Annotated in this window: 21 protein-coding genes; 15 read left to right on the top strand and 6 right to left on the bottom strand. The window is 69.2% G+C overall.

Features of this window, described 5'->3' with window-relative positions:
• The first annotated feature begins 47 nt into the window (after positions 1-47).
• From MQH10_RS03750 to MQH10_RS03730, 5 genes are all read left to right on the top strand, one after another.
• On the top strand, positions 48-2,120 hold the full coding sequence (locus tag MQH10_RS03750) for a S9 family peptidase (protein ID WP_242562730.1): 2,073 nt from the start codon (positions 48-50) through the stop codon (positions 2,118-2,120).
• 74 nt (positions 2,121-2,194) lie between these two features.
• Entirely contained in the window at positions 2,195-2,608 is a 414-nt protein-coding gene (locus MQH10_RS03745) for a hypothetical protein (protein ID WP_242562729.1), read from the top strand.
• Positions 2,609-2,616: 8 nt separating this feature from the next.
• Positions 2,617-3,285 carry an alpha/beta hydrolase gene (locus MQH10_RS03740; RefSeq protein WP_242562728.1) on the top strand — a complete coding sequence of 223 codons (669 nt, stop codon included), beginning with the start codon at positions 2,617-2,619 and terminating at the stop codon, positions 3,283-3,285.
• Positions 3,286-3,401: 116 nt separating this feature from the next.
• Entirely contained in the window at positions 3,402-4,109 is a 708-nt protein-coding gene (locus MQH10_RS03735; protein WP_242562727.1) for a DUF899 family protein, read from the top strand.
• 32 nt (positions 4,110-4,141) lie between these two features.
• A complete protein-coding gene (locus MQH10_RS03730; protein WP_242562726.1) occupies positions 4,142-4,342 on the top strand; it encodes a hypothetical protein in 201 nt (66 codons plus the stop codon).
• Between the two features lie 77 nt (positions 4,343-4,419).
• Here MQH10_RS03730 and gatB read toward each other — a convergent pair whose 3' ends face one another.
• Positions 4,420-5,913, bottom strand: coding sequence for an Asp-tRNA(Asn)/Glu-tRNA(Gln) amidotransferase subunit GatB (gatB, locus tag MQH10_RS03725; RefSeq protein ID WP_242562725.1), 1,494 nt, complete (start codon positions 5,911-5,913; stop codon positions 4,420-4,422).
• Positions 5,914-6,060: 147 nt separating this feature from the next.
• Here gatB and MQH10_RS03720 point away from each other — a divergent pair, with 147 nt between their 5' ends.
• Positions 6,061-6,333, top strand: a complete 273-nt coding sequence (locus tag MQH10_RS03720; protein WP_242562724.1) for a hypothetical protein — start codon at positions 6,061-6,063, stop codon at positions 6,331-6,333.
• 164 nt (positions 6,334-6,497) lie between these two features.
• On the opposite strand, the gene gatA is transcribed toward MQH10_RS03720, so the two are convergent.
• The 4 genes from gatA to MQH10_RS03700 form a co-directional block, all read right to left on the bottom strand.
• Complete coding sequence (gene gatA / locus MQH10_RS03715; protein WP_242562723.1) at positions 6,498-7,970, bottom strand: Asp-tRNA(Asn)/Glu-tRNA(Gln) amidotransferase subunit GatA; 1,473 nt, start codon at positions 7,968-7,970, stop codon at positions 6,498-6,500.
• Positions 7,970-8,257 carry an Asp-tRNA(Asn)/Glu-tRNA(Gln) amidotransferase subunit GatC gene (gene gatC / locus MQH10_RS03710; RefSeq protein ID WP_242562722.1) on the bottom strand — a complete coding sequence of 96 codons (288 nt, stop codon included), beginning with the start codon at positions 8,255-8,257 and terminating at the stop codon, positions 7,970-7,972. The genes gatA and gatC overlap by 1 nt, the downstream gene beginning before the upstream one ends.
• 67 nt (positions 8,258-8,324) lie before the next feature.
• Complete coding sequence (locus MQH10_RS03705; RefSeq protein WP_242562721.1) at positions 8,325-8,696, bottom strand: DUF4180 domain-containing protein; 372 nt, start codon at positions 8,694-8,696, stop codon at positions 8,325-8,327.
• A 27-nt stretch (positions 8,697-8,723) separates the two neighbouring features.
• Entirely contained in the window at positions 8,724-11,042 is a 2,319-nt protein-coding gene (locus MQH10_RS03700; RefSeq protein ID WP_242562720.1) for an ATP-binding protein, read from the bottom strand.
• 128 nt (positions 11,043-11,170) lie between these two features.
• On the opposite strand from MQH10_RS03700, the gene ruvX reads away from it, so the two are divergent.
• From ruvX to dprA, 8 genes are all read left to right on the top strand, one after another.
• On the top strand, positions 11,171-11,653 hold the full coding sequence (ruvX, locus tag MQH10_RS03695; protein ID WP_242562719.1) for a Holliday junction resolvase RuvX: 483 nt from the start codon (positions 11,171-11,173) through the stop codon (positions 11,651-11,653).
• Between the two features lie 63 nt (positions 11,654-11,716).
• Positions 11,717-12,694: an aspartate carbamoyltransferase catalytic subunit gene (locus MQH10_RS03690; protein ID WP_242562718.1), complete on the top strand. Its 978-nt coding sequence runs from the start codon at positions 11,717-11,719 to the stop codon at positions 12,692-12,694.
• A complete protein-coding gene (locus MQH10_RS03685; protein WP_242562717.1) occupies positions 12,694-13,275 on the top strand; it encodes an LOG family protein in 582 nt (193 codons plus the stop codon). Before MQH10_RS03690 ends, MQH10_RS03685 begins: the two co-directional genes overlap by 1 nt.
• Positions 13,276-13,278: 3 nt before the next feature.
• Positions 13,279-14,568, top strand: coding sequence for a dihydroorotase (gene pyrC, locus MQH10_RS03680; protein ID WP_242562716.1), 1,290 nt, complete (start codon positions 13,279-13,281; stop codon positions 14,566-14,568).
• A 104-nt stretch (positions 14,569-14,672) separates the two neighbouring features.
• Positions 14,673-15,275, top strand: a complete 603-nt coding sequence (locus tag MQH10_RS03675) for a hypothetical protein (protein ID WP_242562715.1) — start codon at positions 14,673-14,675, stop codon at positions 15,273-15,275.
• A 2-nt stretch (positions 15,276-15,277) separates the two neighbouring features.
• Positions 15,278-15,814, top strand: coding sequence for a hypothetical protein (locus MQH10_RS03670; RefSeq protein ID WP_242562714.1), 537 nt, complete (start codon positions 15,278-15,280; stop codon positions 15,812-15,814).
• A gap of 98 nt (positions 15,815-15,912) precedes the next feature.
• A complete protein-coding gene (gene plsY / locus MQH10_RS03665; RefSeq protein WP_242562713.1) occupies positions 15,913-16,575 on the top strand; it encodes a glycerol-3-phosphate 1-O-acyltransferase PlsY in 663 nt (220 codons plus the stop codon).
• Positions 16,572-17,669, top strand: coding sequence for a DNA-processing protein DprA (dprA, locus tag MQH10_RS03660; RefSeq protein ID WP_242562712.1), 1,098 nt, complete (start codon positions 16,572-16,574; stop codon positions 17,667-17,669). The genes plsY and dprA overlap by 4 nt, the downstream gene beginning before the upstream one ends.
• Here the strand turns inward: dprA and MQH10_RS03655 are convergent.
• Positions 17,666-17,845 (bottom strand): hypothetical protein, encoded by a 180-nt coding sequence (locus MQH10_RS03655; protein WP_242562711.1) that lies wholly within the window; start codon positions 17,843-17,845, stop codon positions 17,666-17,668. The two genes, dprA and MQH10_RS03655, sit on opposite strands and share 4 nt — an antisense overlap.
• A 174-nt stretch (positions 17,846-18,019) precedes the next feature.
• On the opposite strand from MQH10_RS03655, the gene topA reads away from it, so the two are divergent.
• Positions 18,020-20,716 carry a type I DNA topoisomerase gene (gene topA, locus MQH10_RS03650; protein ID WP_242562710.1) on the top strand — a complete coding sequence of 899 codons (2,697 nt, stop codon included), beginning with the start codon at positions 18,020-18,022 and terminating at the stop codon, positions 20,714-20,716.
• The last annotated feature ends 5 nt before the right edge of the window (positions 20,717-20,721 follow it).

Raw genomic sequence — 20,721 nt, 5'->3', positions numbered from 1 at the left:
CGCCAAATCGGTCGCCGATCGCGCGCCACAGCCCTCAGGAAACGCCCATGTCCCTTCGCCGCCTCTTGCTCGCCGCGGTCGCCGTCGCCGTCGTCGCCTCGCCCGCCCTGGCGGCCGAGGGTCGCGGCTTCACCGCCAAGGATCTGGCGACCCTGGACCGGGTCTCCGACATCCGCGCCTCGCCGGACGGGCGCTATGCGGTCTACGACCTGCGCACCACCGACTGGAAGGCCGACCGCGGCGTCCACGCCCTGTGGCTGGTCGACCTGAAGGCCAAGACGCCCGAGCCCCGCCGGCTGGCGATCTCCGAGGGCGGGGTCTCGAGCGCGCGCTGGAGCCCGGACGGCCAGGCCATCTATTTCATCTCCGGCCGCTCCGGCTCGGACCAGGTCTGGCGCACCACGGCCGAGGGCGCGAGCGCGACCCAGGTGACCAAGCTGCCGCTGGATGTCGGCGCCTTCCGCCTGTCGCCCGACGGCAAGACCCTGGTCGTGGGCCTGGCGGTCTATCCGGACTGCCCGACCGTGCAATGCACTCTCGACCGCAACGCCAAGCCCAAGACCCCGACCGGCCAGGTGTTCGACAAGCTGTTCGTCCGCCACTGGGATCAGTGGGCGGACGGGACCCGCAACCACCTCTTCGCCCTGGCGCTGGACGCCAACGGCGTCGCCGCGGGTGAGCCGGTCGAGGTGACCCCGGGCCTCGACGCCGATATCCCCACCAAGCCCTTTGGCGGCGACGACGACTTCGCCGTCACCCCCGATTCCAAGTCGGTGGTGTTCTCCGCCCGCATCGCCGGGACCAGCGAGCCCTGGAGCACCAATTTCGACCTGTTCCAGGCGCCCCTGTCCGGATCGCCCAAGCCGGTCAACCTGACCGCCGACAACCTCGCCTGGGACGCCGCGCCGGCCTTCTCGCCCGACGGCTCCAAGCTCGCCTGGCTGGCCATGAAGCGGCCGGGCTTCGAGGCGGACCGCTTCGGCATCATGATCCGCGACCTCAAGACCGGCGCGACCCGTGAACTCGCCCCGCAGTGGGATCGCTCGGCCGGCGGGCTGAAGTGGTCGGCGGACGGCAAGAGCCTCTATGTGATCGCCGGCGACGTCGGCCAGACCCGGCTCTTCGCCTTCGACGCCGCCAAGGGGGGAATGCCCGTCGCCCTGACCGGCCCCGGCCATGTCGGCGAGTTCGACGTCTCCAAGGCCGGCGTCGTCTATGACCGCGACGACCTCTCCGGCCCGGCCCAGGCCTACAGCCTGCCCGCCAAGGCCAAGGCGCCGATCCAGCTGACCCACGTGGACGCCGACAAGCTGGCCGGGATCGCCATGGGCGAGGCCGAGCAGTTCAGCTTCGCCGGCTGGAACGGCGAGACCGTCCACGGCTATGTGGTCAAGCCGGCCAATTTCCAGCCGGGCAAGACCTATCCGGTGGCCTTCCTGATCCATGGCGGGCCGCAGGGCTCGTTCGGCAACCTCTTCCATTACCGTTGGAACGCCCAGACCTATGCCGGCCACGGCTATGCGGTGGTGATGATCGATTTCCATGGCTCCACCGGCTACGGCCAGGGCTTCACCGATGCGATCAGCCGACACTGGGGCGACCGGCCGCTGGAGGACCTGCAGAAGGGCTGGAGCGCGGCGCTCGCCAAGTATCCGTTCCTCGACGCGGACCGGGCCTGCGCCCTGGGCGGCAGCTATGGCGGCTTCATGGTTAACTGGATCGCCGGGAACTGGAACAGCCCCTGGAAGTGCCTGGTCAATCACGACGGCATCTTCGACAACCGCATGATGGGCTATTCCACCGAGGAGCTGTGGTTCTCCGAGTGGGAGAACGGCGGCACGCCCTGGGCCAATCCGGCGGGCTACGAGCAGTTCAACCCGGTCAATCACGTGGCCCAGTGGACCAAGCCGGAACTGGTGATCCACAGCCCGCGCGATTACCGCATCCCGGTCGAGCAGGGCCTGGCCACCTTCGACGCCCTGCAGCGCAAGGGCGTGCCGAGCCAGCTGCTCTATTTCCCGAACGAGAACCACTGGGTGCTCAAGCCGCAGAACCTCGTCCAGTGGCACGACACCGTGTTCAGCTGGCTCGACAAGTGGACGGCGCCGGCCGCGAAATAGTGCCGGCGACACGCCGGCCTTGACTTATAAACTACAAATGTAATTTCATGCCGCCAGCCTGGGAGGTTGGCGGCATGGGTCGAGCGTTTGGAATTATCGGCGGCCTGGTCGCGATCCTGGTCTCCCTGGGCCTAGGGGCGCTGGGCGTACGCGCCCTCGCCCAGCATCAGCACGCCAGCGCCGTGGCCATCCGGACGGCCGCCGGCGTCGACGAGGCGGGCTTTGTCTCGATCGGCGGGGTCGACCAGTGGGTGACCATCCGGGGCGAGGACCGGCGCAATCCGGTGATCCTGATCGTGGGCGGCGTCGGCGCAGACGGCCCGGGCACGGTGCTCAGCCCGTTCGTCGACGCCTTCCGACCGTGGGAGCGCGACTTCACGGTGGTCCAGTGGGACCCGCCAGGCGCCGGCAAGACCTATGCCGCGCGGGCCGACGCCTTCCGCCGGACCTGGGCGTCGACCGCCTGGTCCGCGACGGCCTGCAGCTGACGGCGCATTTGCAGCGGCGCCTGGGCCAGGACCGGATCATTCTCTTGGGAACCGGCTTCGGCTCGACCATCGCCACCCGGATGGCCATCGCCGATCCCGCGCTCTATTCCGCCTATGTCGGGGCGGGCCAGATCGTCAGCCCGCGGGCGGACCGGGAGCGGTTCGGCTATGAGCGGCTGAAGGCCCGCGCGACCGCGGCCGGCGACCAGGAGAGCCTCGCCCAACTCCGGATCAGCGGGCCGTGGCCGTTCCGGGCGCCGCGCGACCCGGCCAAGGTCGCCGCCTTCGTGAAGGTGGCCCGCAAATACCACGCGCCCAATCCGCCGCATCAGACCTGGGACGTGCTGACCGCGCCGCACTGGAGCCTGGCCGACGCCCTGGCCGTCACGCCGGGCATGCGGGCCAGCGAGGCCGCCTTTGGCCGGGCCTGGGGGGAGCGCTTCGACTATGCGAGCCTGGGACCGGATTTCCAGATCCCGGTCTTCGTCATCCAGGGCGACGACAACACCGACGCGCCGCTTCCCCTGGCCCGCGCCTGGCTCGACCGCATCCATGCGCCGACCAAGGCGCTCGTCGTCATCCCCGGCGCGGGCAATCACGGCCTGCAGACCCACAGCCGGGCCTTTCTCGCGGCGCTGCAGGCCCATGTCCGCCCCGTGGCGACGGCCGCCCCTTGAGCAGAATCCGACGGCTTTCGCGAGGCCTCGACGACCGCTGACGCCCCCGCCTTGTCACCTGCGTCCGGGCGGGCGCAGTCTGACAGCCGCATGTTCTGGCGCCCGGAGCCCGGCTGATGACCGCCTCGTCCCTACCTCTCACCCCCGCCGCCGACCTGGCCCGCGACAACCCGGTCCGCTTTCCCAATGAGAGCGCCGAGTACCGGGCCGCGCGGACGGCCCTGCTGGCCGAGGAGATCGAGCTTCGCCGTCATATCGAGCGGGTGGCCGCCCAGCGCCGCGCCCTGCCGCCGGGCGGACCGGTGACCGGCCGTTACAGCTTCATGACCGAGAACGGCCCGTCCGACTTCGCGGGCCTGTTCGGCGACCACCAGACGCTCGGCCTCTACAGCTACATGTTCGGGCCGCAGCGCGAACGCCCCTGCCCCATGTGCACCAACCTGCTGGGCGCCTGGGAGGGCAACGCCCTCGACATCGCCCAGCGCATGTCCCTGGTGGTGGTCGCCACCTCGCCCCTCGACCGGCTGATCGCCTGGAAGGAGGAGCGCGGCTGGAAGAACCTGCGCATGGCGACCGACCTCGACGGCGCCTACAGCCGCGACTATTTCGGCCTGGCCCCCGACGGCTCGGAAATCCCGTCCTTCAACATCTTCACCCGCCGCGACGGGACGCTGCGCCACTTCTGGTCCGGCGAGATGACCGGCCAGACCGCAGATCCCGGCCAAGACCCCCGCGGCGCGCCCGACCCCGGCCCGATGTGGGCGATCCTCGACCAGACCCCGGAGGGTCGCGGCGCGGACTGGTATCCGAAGTTGGCGTATTGAGGCGACTGACCTTCTCGGGAGCCGAGCTCAAAATGTCGAAAGATCTGATCGCCCTTGGACTCTTCTCCGGTCTGATCGGGTTTCAGCTCAAGGTGGGCGTGGCCTATGTCGGGCTGAGCAATCGGATAGCCAGACGCAGCAATCCCAAGATCTATTTCGCGATCCTCACAGCCTACGGCGCGTTCGCGGCTTGGGCGGCGTGGGATCTGATCGCCCGTCTGTCGGCGTCCTGACCGTCAAGATCGAGGCGCGCGGAACAGCGCAGCCTCGACCTCGACCGCGACCGCGATGTTGGCCGCCGCGCTCCGGACTAGACCCCCAGCTTGCTCTTCAGCAGCTGGTTGATCACGCCCGGATTGGCCTTGCCGCCGGTGGCCTTCATGACCTGGCCGACGAACCAGCCGATGGCCTGGGGCTTCTCGGCGACCGAGGCGGCCTGGCCGGGATTGGCGGCGATCAGGTCGTCGATGATCTTCTCCAGCGCGCCGGTGTCGGACACCTGCTGCAGGCCGGCCTTCTCGACGATGGCGCGCGGGGCGCCCTCGCCGGCCCACATCCGTTCGAAGACCTCCTTGGCGATCTTCGACGAGATCACGCCTTCCTCGATCAGGGCGACCAGTTCGGCGATCTCCGACGGCGCGATCGGGCTGACCGAGATGTCCAGGTCGCCGGCCGTCAGCTTGGCGGCCAGTTCATTTGTCACCCAGTTGGCGACGAGCTTGGCGTCGCGGCCCTTGGCGGCCGCCTCGAAGAAGTCCGAGCGCGCCTGGTCGATGATCAGCACGCCGGCGTCATAGGCCGTCAGGCCGTACTGGCTCTGCAGCCGCGCCTTCTTGGCGTCCGGCAGTTCCGGCAGGCTTTCCTCGATGCGCTTCACCCAGGCGGGATCGAGCACCAGGGGCAGCAGGTCCGGGTCGGGGAAGTAGCGATAGTCGTGCGCCTCTTCCTTGGAGCGCATCGAACGGGTCTCGCCCTTCACCGCGTCGAACAGCCGGGTCTCCTGGTCGATCTTGCCCCCGTCCTCCAGGATTTCGATCTGGCGGCGGGCCTCGTACTCGATCGCCTGCTGGATGAAGCGGTAGGAGTTGACGTTCTTGATCTCGCAGCGCGTGCCCAGGTGGCTGAAGTCGCCGGTCTCGCGGAACTTCTCATAGGCGCCGGGGCGGCAGACCGAGACGTTCACGTCGGCGCGCAGATTGCCCTTCTCCATGTCGCCGTCGCAGGTGCCCAGATAGACCAGGATGGTGCGCAGCTTCTTCACATAGGCCGCCGCCTCTTCGGCGCAGCGCATGTCGGGGCGCGAGACGATCTCCATCAGCGCCGTGCCGGCGCGGTTGTAGTCCATGAACGTGGCGTTCGGGTCCTGGTCGTGCAGGCTCTTGCCGGCGTCCTGCTCCAGGTGCAGCCGCTCGATGCGCACGGTGAAGGTCGAGCCGTCGTCGCGCTCGACGATGACCTCGCCCTCGCCGACGATCGGATCCTTGAACTGGCTGATCTGATAGCCCTGCGGCAGATCGGGATAGAAATAGTTCTTGCGGTCGAACAGGCTCTTCAGATGGATCTGGGCCTTCAGACCGAGACCGGTCTTCACCGCCTGCTCCACGCAATGCTTGTTGATCACCGGCAGCATGCCGGGCATGGCGACGTCGACCAGGCTGACCTGCATGTTCGGACCGGCGCCGAATCCCACGGCCGCGCCGGAGAAAAGCTTGGCGTTCGAGGCGACCTGGGCGTGCACCTCCAGGCCCAGAACCATTTCCCACGGGCCGGTGCGGCCCTCGATCACTTTGGACGTATCAGTCATGGGCTCTTCCTAGCGCCGCCCGCGCTTTGGGGAAAGCGCCAGCCAAACAAGCCTTGCCAGGAAAGCGGTTTTCACGCTTCCTTCCGCCCGCGAAAACTCGCGTCGGGAAGGAAACCCTCTCATGAAAAGACTCTTGCCGCCGGCCTCGTGGGCCTGACCCTGTCGTTCGGCGCCCTGGCCGCCGCGCCCGCCCTCGCCGATGGCGGTCTCTCGGTCGAATCGACCCCGATCGCCGACCTGGCCGCCAAGCCGGAAACCAAGGCGATCCTCGACAAGGACGTCCCCGGCCTCACCGCCCACCCGGCCTTTGACCAGTTCAAGGGCATGACCCTGAAGGCCCTGCAGCCGATGTCCGGCGGTCAGCTGACCGACGAACAGATCGCCGCGGTCCAAGCCGACCTGGACAAGCTGCCGAAGTAAGACGCCTGAGCCCTCTTGCTTGCCCTCTCCCCGCCCGCGGGGAGAGGGTTGGGTGAGGGGCCCTGCTGAGACGCCGCGACGTGATCGCGCGCAGAAAGTCGCTCCGCTTCGCGGACCGCCCCTCACCCTACCCTCTCCCCCAAGGGGGGCGAGGGCTTAGACGATCACCACCACTTCGCCGGCTTGGCCTTGAAGTCCGCGGCCTTTTCGATCGCGCCGCCGAGCGAGAACAGCGTGCCCTCGTCCAGCGCGCGGCCGATCAGCTGCAGGCCCAGCGGCAGGCCGTTGTGATCGACGCCTGCGGGGATGCTCATCCCCGGCAGGCCGGCCAGGTTCACCGTCACCGTGAAGATGTCGTTCAGGTACATGGCGACCGGATCGTCGGCGTTCTCGCCCAGACCGAAGGCGGCCGAGGGGGCCGTCGGGGTCAGCAGGGCGTCGACCTTCTGGAAGGCCTGGTCGAAGTCGTCGGCGATGCGGCGGCGGACCTTCAGCGCCTTGACGTAATAGGCGTCGTAATAGCCGTGGCTCAGCACATAGGTGCCGATCAGGATGCGGCGCTTGACCTCGGCCCCGAAGCCCGCGGCGCGGGTCTTCTCATAGGTCTCGGTCAGGTTCGCGCCCTCGACCCGCAGGCCGAAGCGCATGCCGTCATAGCGGGCGAGGTTCGAAGAGGCCTCGGCCGGGGCCACGATGTAATAGGCCGGTAGGGCGTACTTGGTGTGCGGCAGGGAGACCTCGACGATCTCGCAGCCGGCCTCCTTCAGCCAGGCGATCCCCTTCTGCCACAGGGCCTCGATCTCGGGCGGCATGTTGTCGACCCGGTATTCCTTCGGAATGCCGATCTTCAGGCCCTTGACCGACTTGCCGACGAAGCTCGGATAGTCGGGGACCTCGATGTCCAGGCTGGTGGAGTCCTTGGGGTCGTGCCCCGACATGGACTTGAGCAGGATCGCGGCGTCCTCGACGGTCTTGGCGATCGGGCCGGCCTGATCGAGCGACGAGGCGAAGGCGACCACGCCCCAGCGCGAGCAGCGGCCATAGGTCGGCTTGATCCCGACCGTGCCGGTGAAGGCGGCGGGCTGGCGGATGGAGCCGCCGGTGTCGGTGGCCGTGGCCCCCAGGCACAGGTCGGCGGCCACCGAGGCGGCCGAGCCGCCCGACGAGCCCCCCGGCGTCAGCTGGCGGTTGCTGCCCTCGGCGCGCCAGGGGTTGACCACCGGACCGAAGGCCGAGGTCTCGTTGGACGAGCCCATGGCGAACTGGTCGAGGTTGAGCTTGCCCAGCATCACGGCGCCGTCGCGCCACAGCTGCGAGGTGACGGTCGACTCATAGGTCGGCACGAAATTGCCCAGGATGTCCGAGCAGGCCGTGGTGCGGACGCCCTCGGTGCAGAACAGATCCTTGATGCCCAGCGGCGCGCCTTCCAGCGGACCGGCCTCGCCCGCGGCGATGCGGCGGTCGGCGGCGGCGGCCATTTCCAGGGCCTTCTCCGGGGTCTCGAGCACGAAGGCGTTCAAAGGCCGCGCGGCCTCGACCGCGTCCACATGGGCGCGGGTCAGCTCCAGCGAGGAGAACGACTTGTCGGCCAGGCCCTTGAGGGCGGCCTTGAGCGTCAGCGAGGTCAGGGCGCTCATTATTCCACCACCTTCGGCACGACGAAGAAGCCGCCCGTCGACTTCGGCGCATTGGACAGCACCTTGGACGGGTCGCCGCCCTCGGTGACCACGTCCTCGCGCAGCGGCAGGGCCACGGCCACGGCCGAGGTCATGGGCTCGACCCCGTCGGTGTCCACCTCGGCCAGCTGCTCGATCCAGGCCATGATCCCGGAGAGCTCCTTGGCGAGCGATTCCAGCTTTTCTTCCGGCTCGGCGATACGCGCCAGCCGGGCGACCTTGCGGACGGTCGCCGCGTCGATGGCCATGGGGCCCTCCTGTTCGTTGCGCAGGGGTTAGCCGCGCGGGGACCGGTTTGACAAGTGATGCGTGGGTTTAGGACGCGATCGCGGCCAGCCGCCGCGCCAATTCGCCCTGGTCCGCCACAAACCACACCTGCTGACCGCGGTTGGACTCGTAGACGAAGTCCCTGAGCGCGTCGCTGTCGGCCACATAGGCCGAGATATCCCCCACCACCGCGACCTTGAAGCGATAGGTGATGAACTTCTGGATCACTTCGCCGGCGATGCGGGTCGAGAGCCGGAAGAAGTCCGGCCCCAGGCGCTCGACCGGCAGGGCCACCCAGGCGGCGCCCTGCTCGAAGGCCTGCCCCACGATATCGGCCGCATCCCGCTCCGAGCCGATCCGCGGCCCCTCGGGGCTCACCGTCAGCACGCCCGGCAAGGCCGTCAGCCTGTTGTCCGTCACCGTCGCCTCCGCGTCTGCGGCGCGAGGCTAGGCCACGGCGGCGGCCGCTGTCGATTCCGCCTGAGACGCCTCGGCCGCGTCCAGCGCCGCCTCCATGGCCTCGAACAGCTTACCGGCCTCGATGGGCTTGGCGATCACGTCGCTCATCCCGACGTCGCGATATTCGGCGACCTGGTGGGCCATGACATTGGCGGTCACCGCCAGGATTGGCGTCGGCGTCCGGCGGCGCTCCGCCTCGGCCTGGCGGATGGCGACCGTCGCCTCGACCCCGGTCATCTCCGGCATCTGGATGTCCATCAGCACCAGATCAAAGTCGGTTCGGGCGCAGGCCTCGACCGCCTCGCGGCCGTTCTCCACCAGGGTGAGGTCGAGGCCCAGCGGTTCGAGCAGGGCCGTCAGGATCATCTGATTGGTCTTGTTGTCCTCGGCCGCCAGGATGCGCAGGGGACGCCCCTCCCCCGCGTCCGCAGCCGGCGCGATCGGTTCGGCGGGCGCGATCGCCGCGTCGGGGCGAGCCTCGAGCGGAACCTCGAAGGTCACCACCGTGCCCTCGCCCTCGCGGCTGCGTACGGTCAGGTCCCCGCCCATCAGCCGGGCGAGATCGCGGCTGATCGACAGGCCCAGCCCCACGCCGCCGGTCCGGCGGGTGGCGGCGCCGTCCACCTGGGCGAAGCTTTCGAACACCCACTCGAGATAGTCCGCCGGGATGCCCATCCCGGTGTCGGCGACGGTGAAGCTCAGGCCCGTAGCGCCTTGGGTCACCTCGATCTCGACCTGGCCGGCCGCGGTGAATTTCACGGCGTTTGAGACCAGGTTGCTCAGCACCTGGCGCAGGCGCAGCCGGTCGCCGCGCCAGGCGCGGGGAAGCTCGGCCGGCAGATGGATCGAGAAGCCAAGGCCCTTTTCCCGAGCCTCGGCCGCGTGCGGCGCGCAGGCCGCCTCGACCATGGCCGCCAGCTCGAAGTCCTGAAGCTCAAGCTCCAGGGTCCCTGCCTCGATCTTCGAGACGTCGAGAATGCTGTTGAGGATGCCCAGCAGGGCCTCGCCGGACTCGCGGATGACGTCCAGCCGCTGGCGTTGTTCGGGATCGGTCGCCTGGCGGCTCATCACCTGGGCCATGCCGAGGATGCCGTTCAGCGGCGTGCGGATCTCATGGCTCATATTGGAGAGGAATTCGCTCTTGGCCCGGTTGGCGAGCTCCGCCCGCGTGGTGGAGGCCTTCAGGTCGCGCTCCCGCTCACGGATGGTCCGCGCCATGGTGTTGAAGCTGCGCTCCAGGGCGGCGATCTCGTCGGAGCCCGCAGCCTCGACGCTGGCGTCCTCGCCCCGCTGCAGCCGTTCGGCGGCGTCGCGCAGGGCCAGGATCGGGCGGGTGACGTTCTTGGCCAGCGCCCAGCTGCCCGCGGCGATCAGGGCCAGGCCCAGCAGGCCCAGGGCCGCCATGGCCCCGAGCAACCAGTCATAGGGCTTCAGGGCCTGGGCGAGCGGATAGCGCAGGAGGAGCGCGGCCCGGTCGTCGGTCATCGAGGCCAGCGGCTTGATCACCGCGACCGAGGGGCCCAGGCGGACGACCCCCTGGGGACCGGCGGCCTTGGACCCGCCGTTCAGATACCCGACCACCGCCTGTTGTTCCGACCGGGTCACCCCGTTGGTGTCGGCCTGCAGGGCGCCGCGCCCGTTCAGCACCAGCACGCCGGGCTGCAGGGGGATGGCGGAGAGCTGCTGCAGCGCGCTCATCTCGTGGCGATCCAGCCGGACGGCGAACACCACCCAGCCGCTGAGCACCGGGGTCAGGATCGGTTCGGACACCGCCTCGAATGGCATGCCGCCCATGACGAACACGCCGCGCGCCTGGTCCTGGCTGGCGATGGCGTTGAGCACCTCCGCCCCCGGCCTCAGGCCCGTCGCGCTGGAGGCGGCCAGCACCTGGCCGTCCAGCCCGACCACGAAGGCCTCGTCGATCCCGAGCCGGGCCCGCAGATTGGTCAGGGCCGACTGGATGGTCGCGGCGTCCTGGGTGGCCACCGCCGCCCGGAAGCCGAAGTCATGGGCGAGCACGCCGGCGCCGCTGCTCAGCTCGTGCGAGCGCAGCGCCCAGATGCGGTCGAACACCAGCCCGCTGGCCGCCAGTTCGCCGCGCACGATCCGCTCGGCGTTGCGGGCCACGGCGGCGTAGACCGCCGAAAGGATCAGCACCAGGATCGCCACGAACAGGCCGGCGAACAGCACGGTGAGCTTGGTGCGCAGGTGATCGAACTGCAGCGTCCGCAGGCGCCGCGCGGCGGCGCGGATCCGATCCCCCAGGGGATGAGCGACGCCCGCGTCGGGGGTCAAGGGCGAGACCATGGCGACCAGTCTTCCGACGGCGAGCCTTCGCCGTCACATTGCGAAGCCTCTCCCCTAACCGCTGTCTGGATAAGGTCTGGTGAACGCGCAACGCTTCGCGCGGGGCCCGACACCGGCTATGGAGCCCCATGGCCGTCATCGATCTGACCGAACTCCCCGCCCTCCTGCCGCGCTACGGCGCCCTGGTGGGGCTGGACCTCGGCGAAAAGACCATCGGGATCGCGGTCTCGGATGCAACCCGCACGGTCGCCACCCCGCTGCACACCCTCCACAAGACCAAGTTCATGCCGGACGCCGAGGCCCTGTTCAAGCTGATGGACGCCCGCGAGATCGCCGCCATCGTCATCGGCCTGCCGGTCAATATGGACGGGACCGAGGGCGTGCGCTGCCAGTCCAACCGCGCCTTCGCTCGCAACCTCCTGCGCCTGCGCCCCGATCTGATCATCGCCTTCTGGGACGAGCGGATGTCGACCATGGCGGTCAACCGCTTCCTGATCGACGAGCTGGACGCCAGCCGGGCCAAACGGGCCGAGCTGGTCGACGCCATGGCCGCCGGCTGGATCCTGCAGGGCGCCCTCGAACGGCTGCGCGGCCTGGAGCCCCCCGCCTAAACTGTGCGCGGTTTCGCCCCTCCCCTTGGCGCCCGGACCGACTTCGCCTAAGACGCCCCTTTAATGACAACCATGCCCCCCGGTCTGAACGAGGTCCTCGGCAGGACCTTCCCGTTCCCGCGGCGACACTTCCTGTCGGTGCTTGATCTCAATCCCGTCGAAGTCGCGGGACTGCTGGATCTGGCCGACGGCTTCGTGTCGCTCAATCGCCAAACCTCGAAGAAGCTCGACTTGCTCAAGGGTCGGACGCTGATGAACCTGTTCTTCGAGAACTCCACCCGCACCCAGAGCTCCTTCGAGCTGGCCGGCAAGCGTCTCGGCGCAGACGTCGTGAACATGAGCCCCCGCTCCTCGTCGATCTCCAAGGGCGAGACCCTGATCGACACGGCGGTGACGCTCAACGCCATGCAGCCGGACCTGCTGGTGATCCGCCACGCCTCGTCCGGCGCGGCCAGCCTCCTGTCGCAGAAGGTCACCTGCTCGGTGATCAACGCCGGCGACGGCCAGCACGAGCATCCGACCCAGGCCCTGCTCGACGCGCTGTCCATGCGCCGCGCCTTCGGCCGCATCGCCGGCCTGAAGGTGGCGATCTGCGGCGACGTGCTGCACAGCCGGGTCGCCCGCTCCAATGTCGGCCTCTTGCAGATGATGGGCGCCCAGGTTCGCCTGGTCGGTCCTCCGACCCTGATGCCCAGCCAGGCCGACCGCTGGGGCGTCGAAATCTTCCACGACATGCGCAAGGGCATCGAGGGCTGCGACGTCGTCATGATGCTGCGCCTGCAGCTGGAGCGGATGGACGGCGTCATGGCCCCGTCGCAGCGGGAATATTTCCGCTTCTTCGGCCTCGACCGCGAAAAGCTGGCCCACGCCGCCCCCCACGTCCGGGTCATGCATCCCGGGCCCATGAACCGCGGCGTCGAGATTGATTCCGAGGTGGCCGACGACCTCTCCGTCTCCCTGATCCAGGACCAGGTTGAGATGGGCGTCGCCGCCCGCATGGCGGTGCTGTCGGTGTTGGCCGCGCGCCTGGAAAACGACTGATGCGCAGTCTCTGCGTCTTCTGCGGCTCGAGCCCGGGGGCCGATCCCGGCTACGCGCGGGCCGCCGTGGCCACCGGCAAGGCGATCGCCCAACGGGGCATGACGCTGGTCTATGGGGGCGCCAAGGTCGGGCTGATGGGCCTGATCGCCGACGCGGCGCTCGACGCCGGCGGCGAGGTGATCGGCGTCCTGCCGACCGCGCTGGGGCGCAAGGAAATCGCCCATACCGGCCTGACCCGGCTGGAGATGGTCGACAGCATGCACGCCCGCAAGGCGCGGATGGCCGAGTTGTCCGACGGCTTCGTCGCCCTGCCCGGCGGCGCCGGAACCCTGGAGGAGATCTTCGAGATCTGGACCTGGGGCCAGCTGGGCTTTCACGCCAAGCCCTTCGGATTCCTGAACATCGCCGGCTTCTATGACGGCCTGGCCGGCTTCCTGGACCACACGGTGGACCAGGGCTTCGTCAAGCCGGTCCATCGCCAGATGCTGACCTTCAACGACCACCCCGACACCCTGATCGACGCGCTGGCGGCCTATGAGGCTCCCGACGTCGCCAAGTGGGTCGAACGGTTCGAGCTCTAAGCCATGACCCGCGCCAAAGCCTTCATCAACGCCCGCCTGGTGGACCCGGCCTCCGGCTGGGACGGTCCCGGCGCCCTTTTGGTGCGCGAAGGCAAGATCGCCGACGTGGTCCAGGGCGGCGATCTCGGCGCGCTCTCCGCCGACATCGAGGTGATCGACGCCCGCGGCGCCATGCTGGCGCCGGGCCTGGTCGATCTGAAGGTCCGCACCGGCGAGCCTGGGGCGGAGACGAAGGAGACGCTGAAGTCAGCGGGCCTGGCCGCCGCGGCCGGCGGCGTCACCTCCATCGTCCTGCAGCCCGACACCAATCCGGTGATCGACGAGGCCTCGGTCGTCGATTTCATCCTGCGCCGGACGCGGGATATCGAACTGGTCCACGTCTATCCCGCCGGCGCCGCCACCAAGGGCGCCAAGGGAGAGCGCATGGCCGAGATCGGCCTGATGCGGGAAGCCGGCTGCGTCTTCGTCACCGACGCCGACCGGCCGATCGTCAATTCCAAGGTCCTGCAGCGGGTCCTGGCCTACGCCAAGAGCTTCGACACCCTGGTCGCCCACCGCCCCGCCGATCCCTGGCTGTCGACGGGAGCCGCCGCCACGGCCGGCGAGCTGGCCGGACGGCTCGGCCTGCCCTCGGTCCCGGCCATCGCCGAGCGCATCATGCTGGAGCGCGACATGGCCCTGGTGGAGCTGACCGGCGCCCGCTTCCTGGTCGATCAGGTGACCACCGCCGCCGCCCTGGAGACCCTGGCGCGGGCCAAGGCCAAGGGCCTGCCGGTCACCGCCACCACCTCGATCAACCACCTGTCGTTCAACGAGATCGACATCGGCGACTACCGCACCTTCCTGAAGTTCGATCCGCCGGTGCGCGGCGAGGACGACCGGCAGGCAGTGATCGAGGCCCTGGCCTCGGGCCTGATCGACATCGTGGTCTCCGCCCACTGCCCCGCCCCGGCCGAGGACAAGCGCCTGCCCTATGACGAGGCCGCGCCCGGCGCCGTGGGGCTTGAGACCCTGCTGCCGGCCCTGCTGGCCTTCCACCATGACGGCCGCATTCCGCTGATCGACCTGATGCGGGCGGTCACCTCCAAGCCCGCCGATCTCCTGGGCCTCGCCGCCGGCCGCCTGGCCAAGGGCGCACCCGCCGACCTGGTGCTCTGCGATCTCAATGCGCCGATCCTGATCGACGCGGCCAAGCTGCGCTCCAAGTCCAAGAACTCCCCCTTCGACGGGCGCCGGCTGCAGGGCGAGGTGAAGATGACCCTGGTTGACGGCCGGGTGGTCTATCGGGCTTGACACACGCCCACATTCGTTCTCTTTTTGTTCCGATTTGGCGGACTTCGCTGTAAAGTAGGCCGATGAGGCCGCGCGTGGTGCGACGGCCCAGATCGGAGAGGCAAATGCAGCAAAGACAGGTCCGCCAACCGGCTCCGCCGCGATCCGTGGTCGATACCGATCGCAAGGCCTATGACGCCATGATCTCCGCCCATAAGGCGCGTCAGGCCCGTCAGGCGCAGCCGGACGCCAGGAGCCTGGCCGAGGGGCTGGACAGGGGCGCGCATGTGACCGAAGGCGGCCAGGCCGCTTCAGAGGTCATGGGATCGATCATGCATGACGCGGACGCCTTGATGGCGGCCGATGCCCTGAAGAGATTTACGGGCCCGGTCGGAAACGCGCTGTCGATAGGCGCGGCGGTTTCGAACTACCTCGCCGATGTTCGCGGTGGCATGTCGAAGCGAGCAGCCACACTGAAGAATGGCCTTGAGTGGGGCGCAAGCACGGGCGGCGCCGGGGCGGGGGCGGTGCTCGGCGGAGAACTGGGATCTGTCGCGCCTGGCCTCGGAACCGTTGGCGGCGCTGCGGTGGGCGGGGTCCTGGGCGGCCTTGGCGGCAGCGAATGGGCCCGTCGCGTTTCGGATCGCGCTCTGGAAAAGTACGATACCTTGAAGCGCGAAGCTCCTGAAATGAACTATCCCGCGTACTGGATGAACAGGCTCAAATAGACATGACCGACGCGGCCGGACGTCAGACCGTTATCGCCAGGCAGTCGATACCTCGCCTGCTCCTGGCCGCGTCGATCTGCGCCCTGGTTGGGATTGGTTCCCTCGTCCTCCTGATGATGACGCCAGAAGACAGCCCCCTGGGATCATTCGACACCGCCCTTTTCGGTGGCTGGCTTGTTGTGATGAGCGTTTGCGGGCCCTTGGGTTTCTACGCCCTGTCAACCGCCGCCATGGGAAGCGCCGCGATCTACGCCGAAGGCGGGACGCTTCGCTTCAGCATCACCGAGCAATGCCTTCCCATCCGCAGCTATCGCGCCCGCCCACGCGCAATCGCCGATGTCAGGCGTGTGAAGCCCGGGCCCCGCTTTCCCTGGGGCGGCGAACCAATTTTCATTACGATCCTCTGTCGGAACACCGCCAATCTGAGGATAATCACGTTTTTCTTCTCAACGCCCCTCAGCGAGATCGCGGCGAATTTTGAGGCGCTCGGTGTCAGAACCGAGGGGGATTCGCCAGCACCGACGTTTCCCCAAGCCTGACCGATGGAGTGAGTACACGCGACCATGTTGGGGGCCTTCCCCATGACAGCATGCCGGCGGCCCGCTAGGACTTGCCGATAAACCGAGGGGAAACGACCATGCCTGCTGACTTGAGCCCAGTCCTGATCGCCGGCGCCTTGATCGGCGGATATCTGCTCGGATCCATCCCGTTCGGGGTGATCGCCACCCGGCTGGGCGGGGCGGGCGATGTGCGCAACATCGGCTCCGGCAATATCGGCGCGACCAATGTGCTGCGCACCGGCCGCAAGGACCTGGCCCTGATCACCCTGCTGGGCGACGGCGGCAAGGGCGCGGTGGCGGTGCTGATCGCCTGGCTGGCCACCCGCGACGGCCCCAAGGAGGCCCAGGCCGCCCTCACCTCTCTGGCCGCCGGCGCGGCCTTCCTGGGCCACCTGTTTCCCGTCTGGCTGAAGTTCAAGGGCGGCAAGGGCGTGGCGACCTTCTTCGGCACCCTGCTGGCCGCGGCCTGGCCCGTCGGCCTCGCCGCCGGGGCGACCTGGATCGCCATGGCCTTCCTGTTCCGCATCTCCTCCCTCGCGGCCCTGACCGCCGTGGCCCTCGCGCCCATCTATGCGGCCTTCGTGTTCGACCGCCCCCTGCCGATCGCCTGGCTTTCCCTGTTCATGGGCGTGCTCATCTACATCCGCCACAAGGACAACATCCGCCGCCTGCTGAAGGGCGAGGAACCGAAGATCGGCGGCAAGAAGGACGCCGCGCCCCAGGACGCGCCAGCCCCGTGACACGCCGCCTGACCGACGCCGCCCGGCGCGACTGGCTCAGGCTGGCGCGCACCGAGAACGTCGGTCCGGTGACCTTCGATCAATTGATCAGCCGCTATGGCGAGGCCTCCATCGCGCTCGCCGCCCTGCCCGACCTCGCCCGGCGCGGCGGGCGAGTCTCGCCGCTCGGCGTGCCGGACCTGTCCGAGATCGAGGCGGAACTGACGCGCGGCGCCCGCCTCGGCGCGCGACTGATCGCCGCGTGCGAGCCCGATTTCCCCGCCAGCCTCGCCGCCCTGGATCCCCCGCCCCCGGTGATCTGGGTGCTGGGAAACCCCGACCTGCTGCACCGCCCCGCCGTGGCCGTGGTCGGCGCGCGGGTCGCCTCGGCCAGCGGCCAGAGGTTCGCCCGCACCCTGGCCGCCGACCTGGGCGCAGCGGGTCAGGTCGTCGTCTCGGGCATGGCGCGTGGGGTCGACGCGGCCGCCCACGAGGGCTCGCTTGCTGCCGGCGCGGTCGCGGTCCTGGGCGGCGGGCCGGACGACATCTATCCGCCTGAGCACCGCGGCCTCTATCAGCGCCTGGTCGCCGAGGGCTGCGTGGTCTCCGAGAACGCGCCGGGCCGCGCCGCCCAGGCCAAGGACTTCCCTCGCCGCAACCGGATCATCTCGGGCCTGTCGCGCGCCGTGGTGGTGGTCGAGGCCGAGATCCGCTCCGGCTCCCTGATCACCGCCCGCATGGCGCTCGAACAGGGGCGCGAGGTGCTGGCCGTGCCGGGCTCGCCGCTCGATCCCCGCGCCAGGGGCTGCAACGACCTGATCCGCCAGGGCGCGGCCCTGTGCGAGGGCGTCGACGACGTGCTGCGGGTGCTGGAGGGCTGGCGTGGCCTGCGCGAGCCGGACGGCCCGGACTTCACCGCGGCCCCGCCCGAGGACGCCGAGATCGACGCCCTGCGCGAACGGGTCTTCGACCTGATCTCGCCGACGCCGGTCTCCCGCGACGACCTGATCCGCGCGGCGGGCGCGCCGGCCGCCCATGTGCTGGCGGCGCTGGCCGAGCTCGCCCTGGCCGGACGGATCGAATTCTCCCCCGGCGGTCTGGTCGCCCGGACCTAGTGGCGGCGATCGGGGCCGGAATGGGCGGCGCGCATCGCCTCGCCCATGGCCTGGGTCAGGAGGTCCGACAGGCGTTGGTGGCCGTGCCGGGCCGCCAGCTCGACCAGATCGTCGAGCGCCTCGGCGATGAAGCCGGCGGCGAGTTGGGCGGGAGACTGGGCGGGCGGCTTGGACATGCGACGCCGCGGTCACTAGCCGATTCCTCCGCCGGCAGCGCGCTAAAGTTGTCAACGTCTTCAGGTTGCCGTTTGGGAAGCTTCGTCAGGGGCCGTTGACACGGAGGGGCGCCCGCCCCACCTTCCGGGCCCTTGAATTCCGGGCGCTCCGCCCGTTGGAACGCCCAGTCACTCATGAACCTCGTCGTCGTCGAGAGCCCCGCAAAGGCCAAGACCATCAACAAGTACCTGGGGTCGGACTATAAGGTCCTGGCCTCGTACGGACACGTTCGCGACCTTCCCGCGAAGGATGGGTCGGTGAAGCCCGACGAGGACTTCGCCATGCTGTGGGACGTGGACGCCAAGTCCGCCAAGCGGCTGTCGGACATCGCCGAGGCCGCCAAGGGCGTCGACCGCATCATCCTGGCCACCGACCCCGACCGTGAAGGGGAAGCCATCTCCTGGCACGTCCTGGAGGTGCTGCAGAAGAAGAAGGCCGTCAAAGGCGCCATCGTCCAGCGCGTGGTGTTCAACGCCATCACCCGCTCGGCGGTGACCGAGGCGATGAAGAACCCCCGCGACATCGACATGGAGCTGGTCGAGGCCTATCTGGCCCGCCGCGCCCTGGACTATCTCGTGGGCTTCACCCTCTCGCCGGTCTTGTGGCGCAAGCTGCCAGGCGCCCGCTCGGCGGGCCGCGTGCAGTCTGTCGCTCTGCGCCTGGTCGTCGACCGCGAAATCGAGATCGAGAAATTCAAGACCCAGGAATACTGGACCGTTGAGGCCGACGTCACCGCCGGCAGCGACCCGTTCCTGGCCCGCATGGTCAAGCACCAGGGCAAGCGGCTCACCAAGTTCGACCTCGGCAACGAGGCCTCCGCCCAGGCGGCGAAGGCCGCCGTCGAGGGCGCGACCTTCAAGATCTCCGCCGTCGAGAAGAAGCCCGGCAAGCGCTCGCCCGCCCCGCCCTTCACCACCTCGACCCTGCAGCAGGAGGCCTCCCGCAAGCTCGGCTTCTCGGCCCAGCGCACCATGCAGGCGGCCCAGAAGCTCTATGAAGGCGTCGACATCGGCGGCGAGACCGTCGGTCTGATCACCTATATGCGGACCGACGGCGTGCAGGCCGCGCCGGAAGCCATCGACGAGGCCCGCGTGGTCATCGGCGGCCTCTATGGCCGCGAATACGTTCCTGACGCCCCGCGCATCTACAAGACCAAGGCCAAGAACGCCCAGGAGGCGCACGAGGCCATTCGCCCGACCAGCCTGGCCCGAAACCCCGGCTCGCTGCGGCTGGATAGCGACCTCGGCCGGCTCTACGAGCTGATCTGGAAGCGGATGATCGCCTCCCAGATGGAGAGCGCCCGGATCGAGCGGACCTCCATCGATCTGGAGAGCGCCGACGGCCAGACCGGCCTGCGCGCCTCCGGCCAGGTGGTGCTGTTCGACGGCTACCTCGCCGTCTACGAGGAAGGCCGCGACGACGCCGACGACGAGGAAGGCGGCCGCCTGCCCCAGGTCAAGGAAGGCGCCGACGCCCGCGTGGTCGCCTCCCGCGCCGACCAGCACTTCACCGAGCCGCCGCCGCGCTATTCGGAAGCCAGCCTGGTGAAGAAGATGGAGGAGCTCGGCATCGGCCGGCCCTCGACCTACGCCTCGGTCCTCACCGTGCTGCGCGACCGCGCCTATGTGAAGATGGACAAGAACCGCTTCGTTCCGGAGGACAAGGGCCGCCTGGTCACCGCCTTCCTGGAGCAGTTCTTCGCCCGATATGTGGAGTACGACTTCACCGCGGCCCTTGAGGAAAAACTCGACCTGGTCTCGGCCGGCGAGCTCGACTGGAAGGCGCTGCTGCGCGAGTTCTGGACCCAATTCGCGGCCTCGGTCGGCGAGATCGCCGAGCTGCGCGTCACCCACGTGCTGGACGCGCTCAACGAGGCGCTCGGCCCGCACATCTTCCCGGAGAAGGCGGACGGCTCCGATCCGCGCGGCTGCCCGACCTGCGGCACCGGCAAGCTCAGCCTGAAGACCGGCAAGTTCGGCGCCTTCATCGGCTGCTCCAACTATCCGGAATGCCGCTACACCCGCCCCCTCGCCCAGTCCGAGGACGATGCGGAGAACGTCAGCGGCGACCGCGAGCTGGGCGTCGATCCGGAAACCGGTGAGACCGTGTTCCTCAAGGTCGGGCGCTTCGGCCCCTATGTGCAGCTGGGCGAAGGCGACAAGCCCAAGCGCGCCAGCCTGCCCAAGGCCTGGCCGCCGGCCGGCATGGACCTGGAAAAGGGCCTGCGCCTGCTGAACCTGCCCCGTGACGTCGGCGCCCACCCGGAGGACGGCGGCATGATCGTGGCCGGCATCGGCCGCTACGGCCCCTTCATTCTGCACAACGGCGCCTACGCCAACCTGCCCAGCGTCGACGAGGTGTTCGAGGTCGGTCTGAACCGCGCCGTCACCCTGCTCGCCGAGAAGCGGGCCGGCGGCGGACGCGGCCGGACCGAGGCGGCGGCGCTGAAGGACCTGGGCGCCCACCCGGTCGACGGCGCGCCGGTCAAGGTGCTGTCGGGCCGCTACGGTCCCTACATCAAGCACGGCTCCACCAACGCCAATGTGCCGCGCGGCTCGGATCCCGCCAACATGACGCTGGAAGAGGCGGTCAAGCTGCTCTCCGAACGCGAGGCCAAGGGCGGCGGCAAGAAGCCGGCCAAGAAGGCGGCCAAGCCCAAGGCCGCGCCCAAGGCGGCCAAGGCCGAGACGGCGGCCGCGCCGAAGAAGGCCGCAACCAAGAAGCCTGCGGCGAAGACGCCCGCCGCCAAGAAGGCCCCCGCGAAGAAGCCGGCCGCCACCGCGGCGACCGGCGCCGCGCCCTGGGACGACGCGTCCGAGGACGAGGCCTGATCTGA

The organism is Phenylobacterium aquaticum (genome assembly GCF_022695515.1).
Lineage (GTDB): Bacteria > Pseudomonadota > Alphaproteobacteria > Caulobacterales > Caulobacteraceae > Phenylobacterium > Phenylobacterium aquaticum.
The sequence above is the reverse complement of the archived record's forward strand: the minus strand, read 5'-3'. Positions and strand labels throughout refer to the sequence as shown.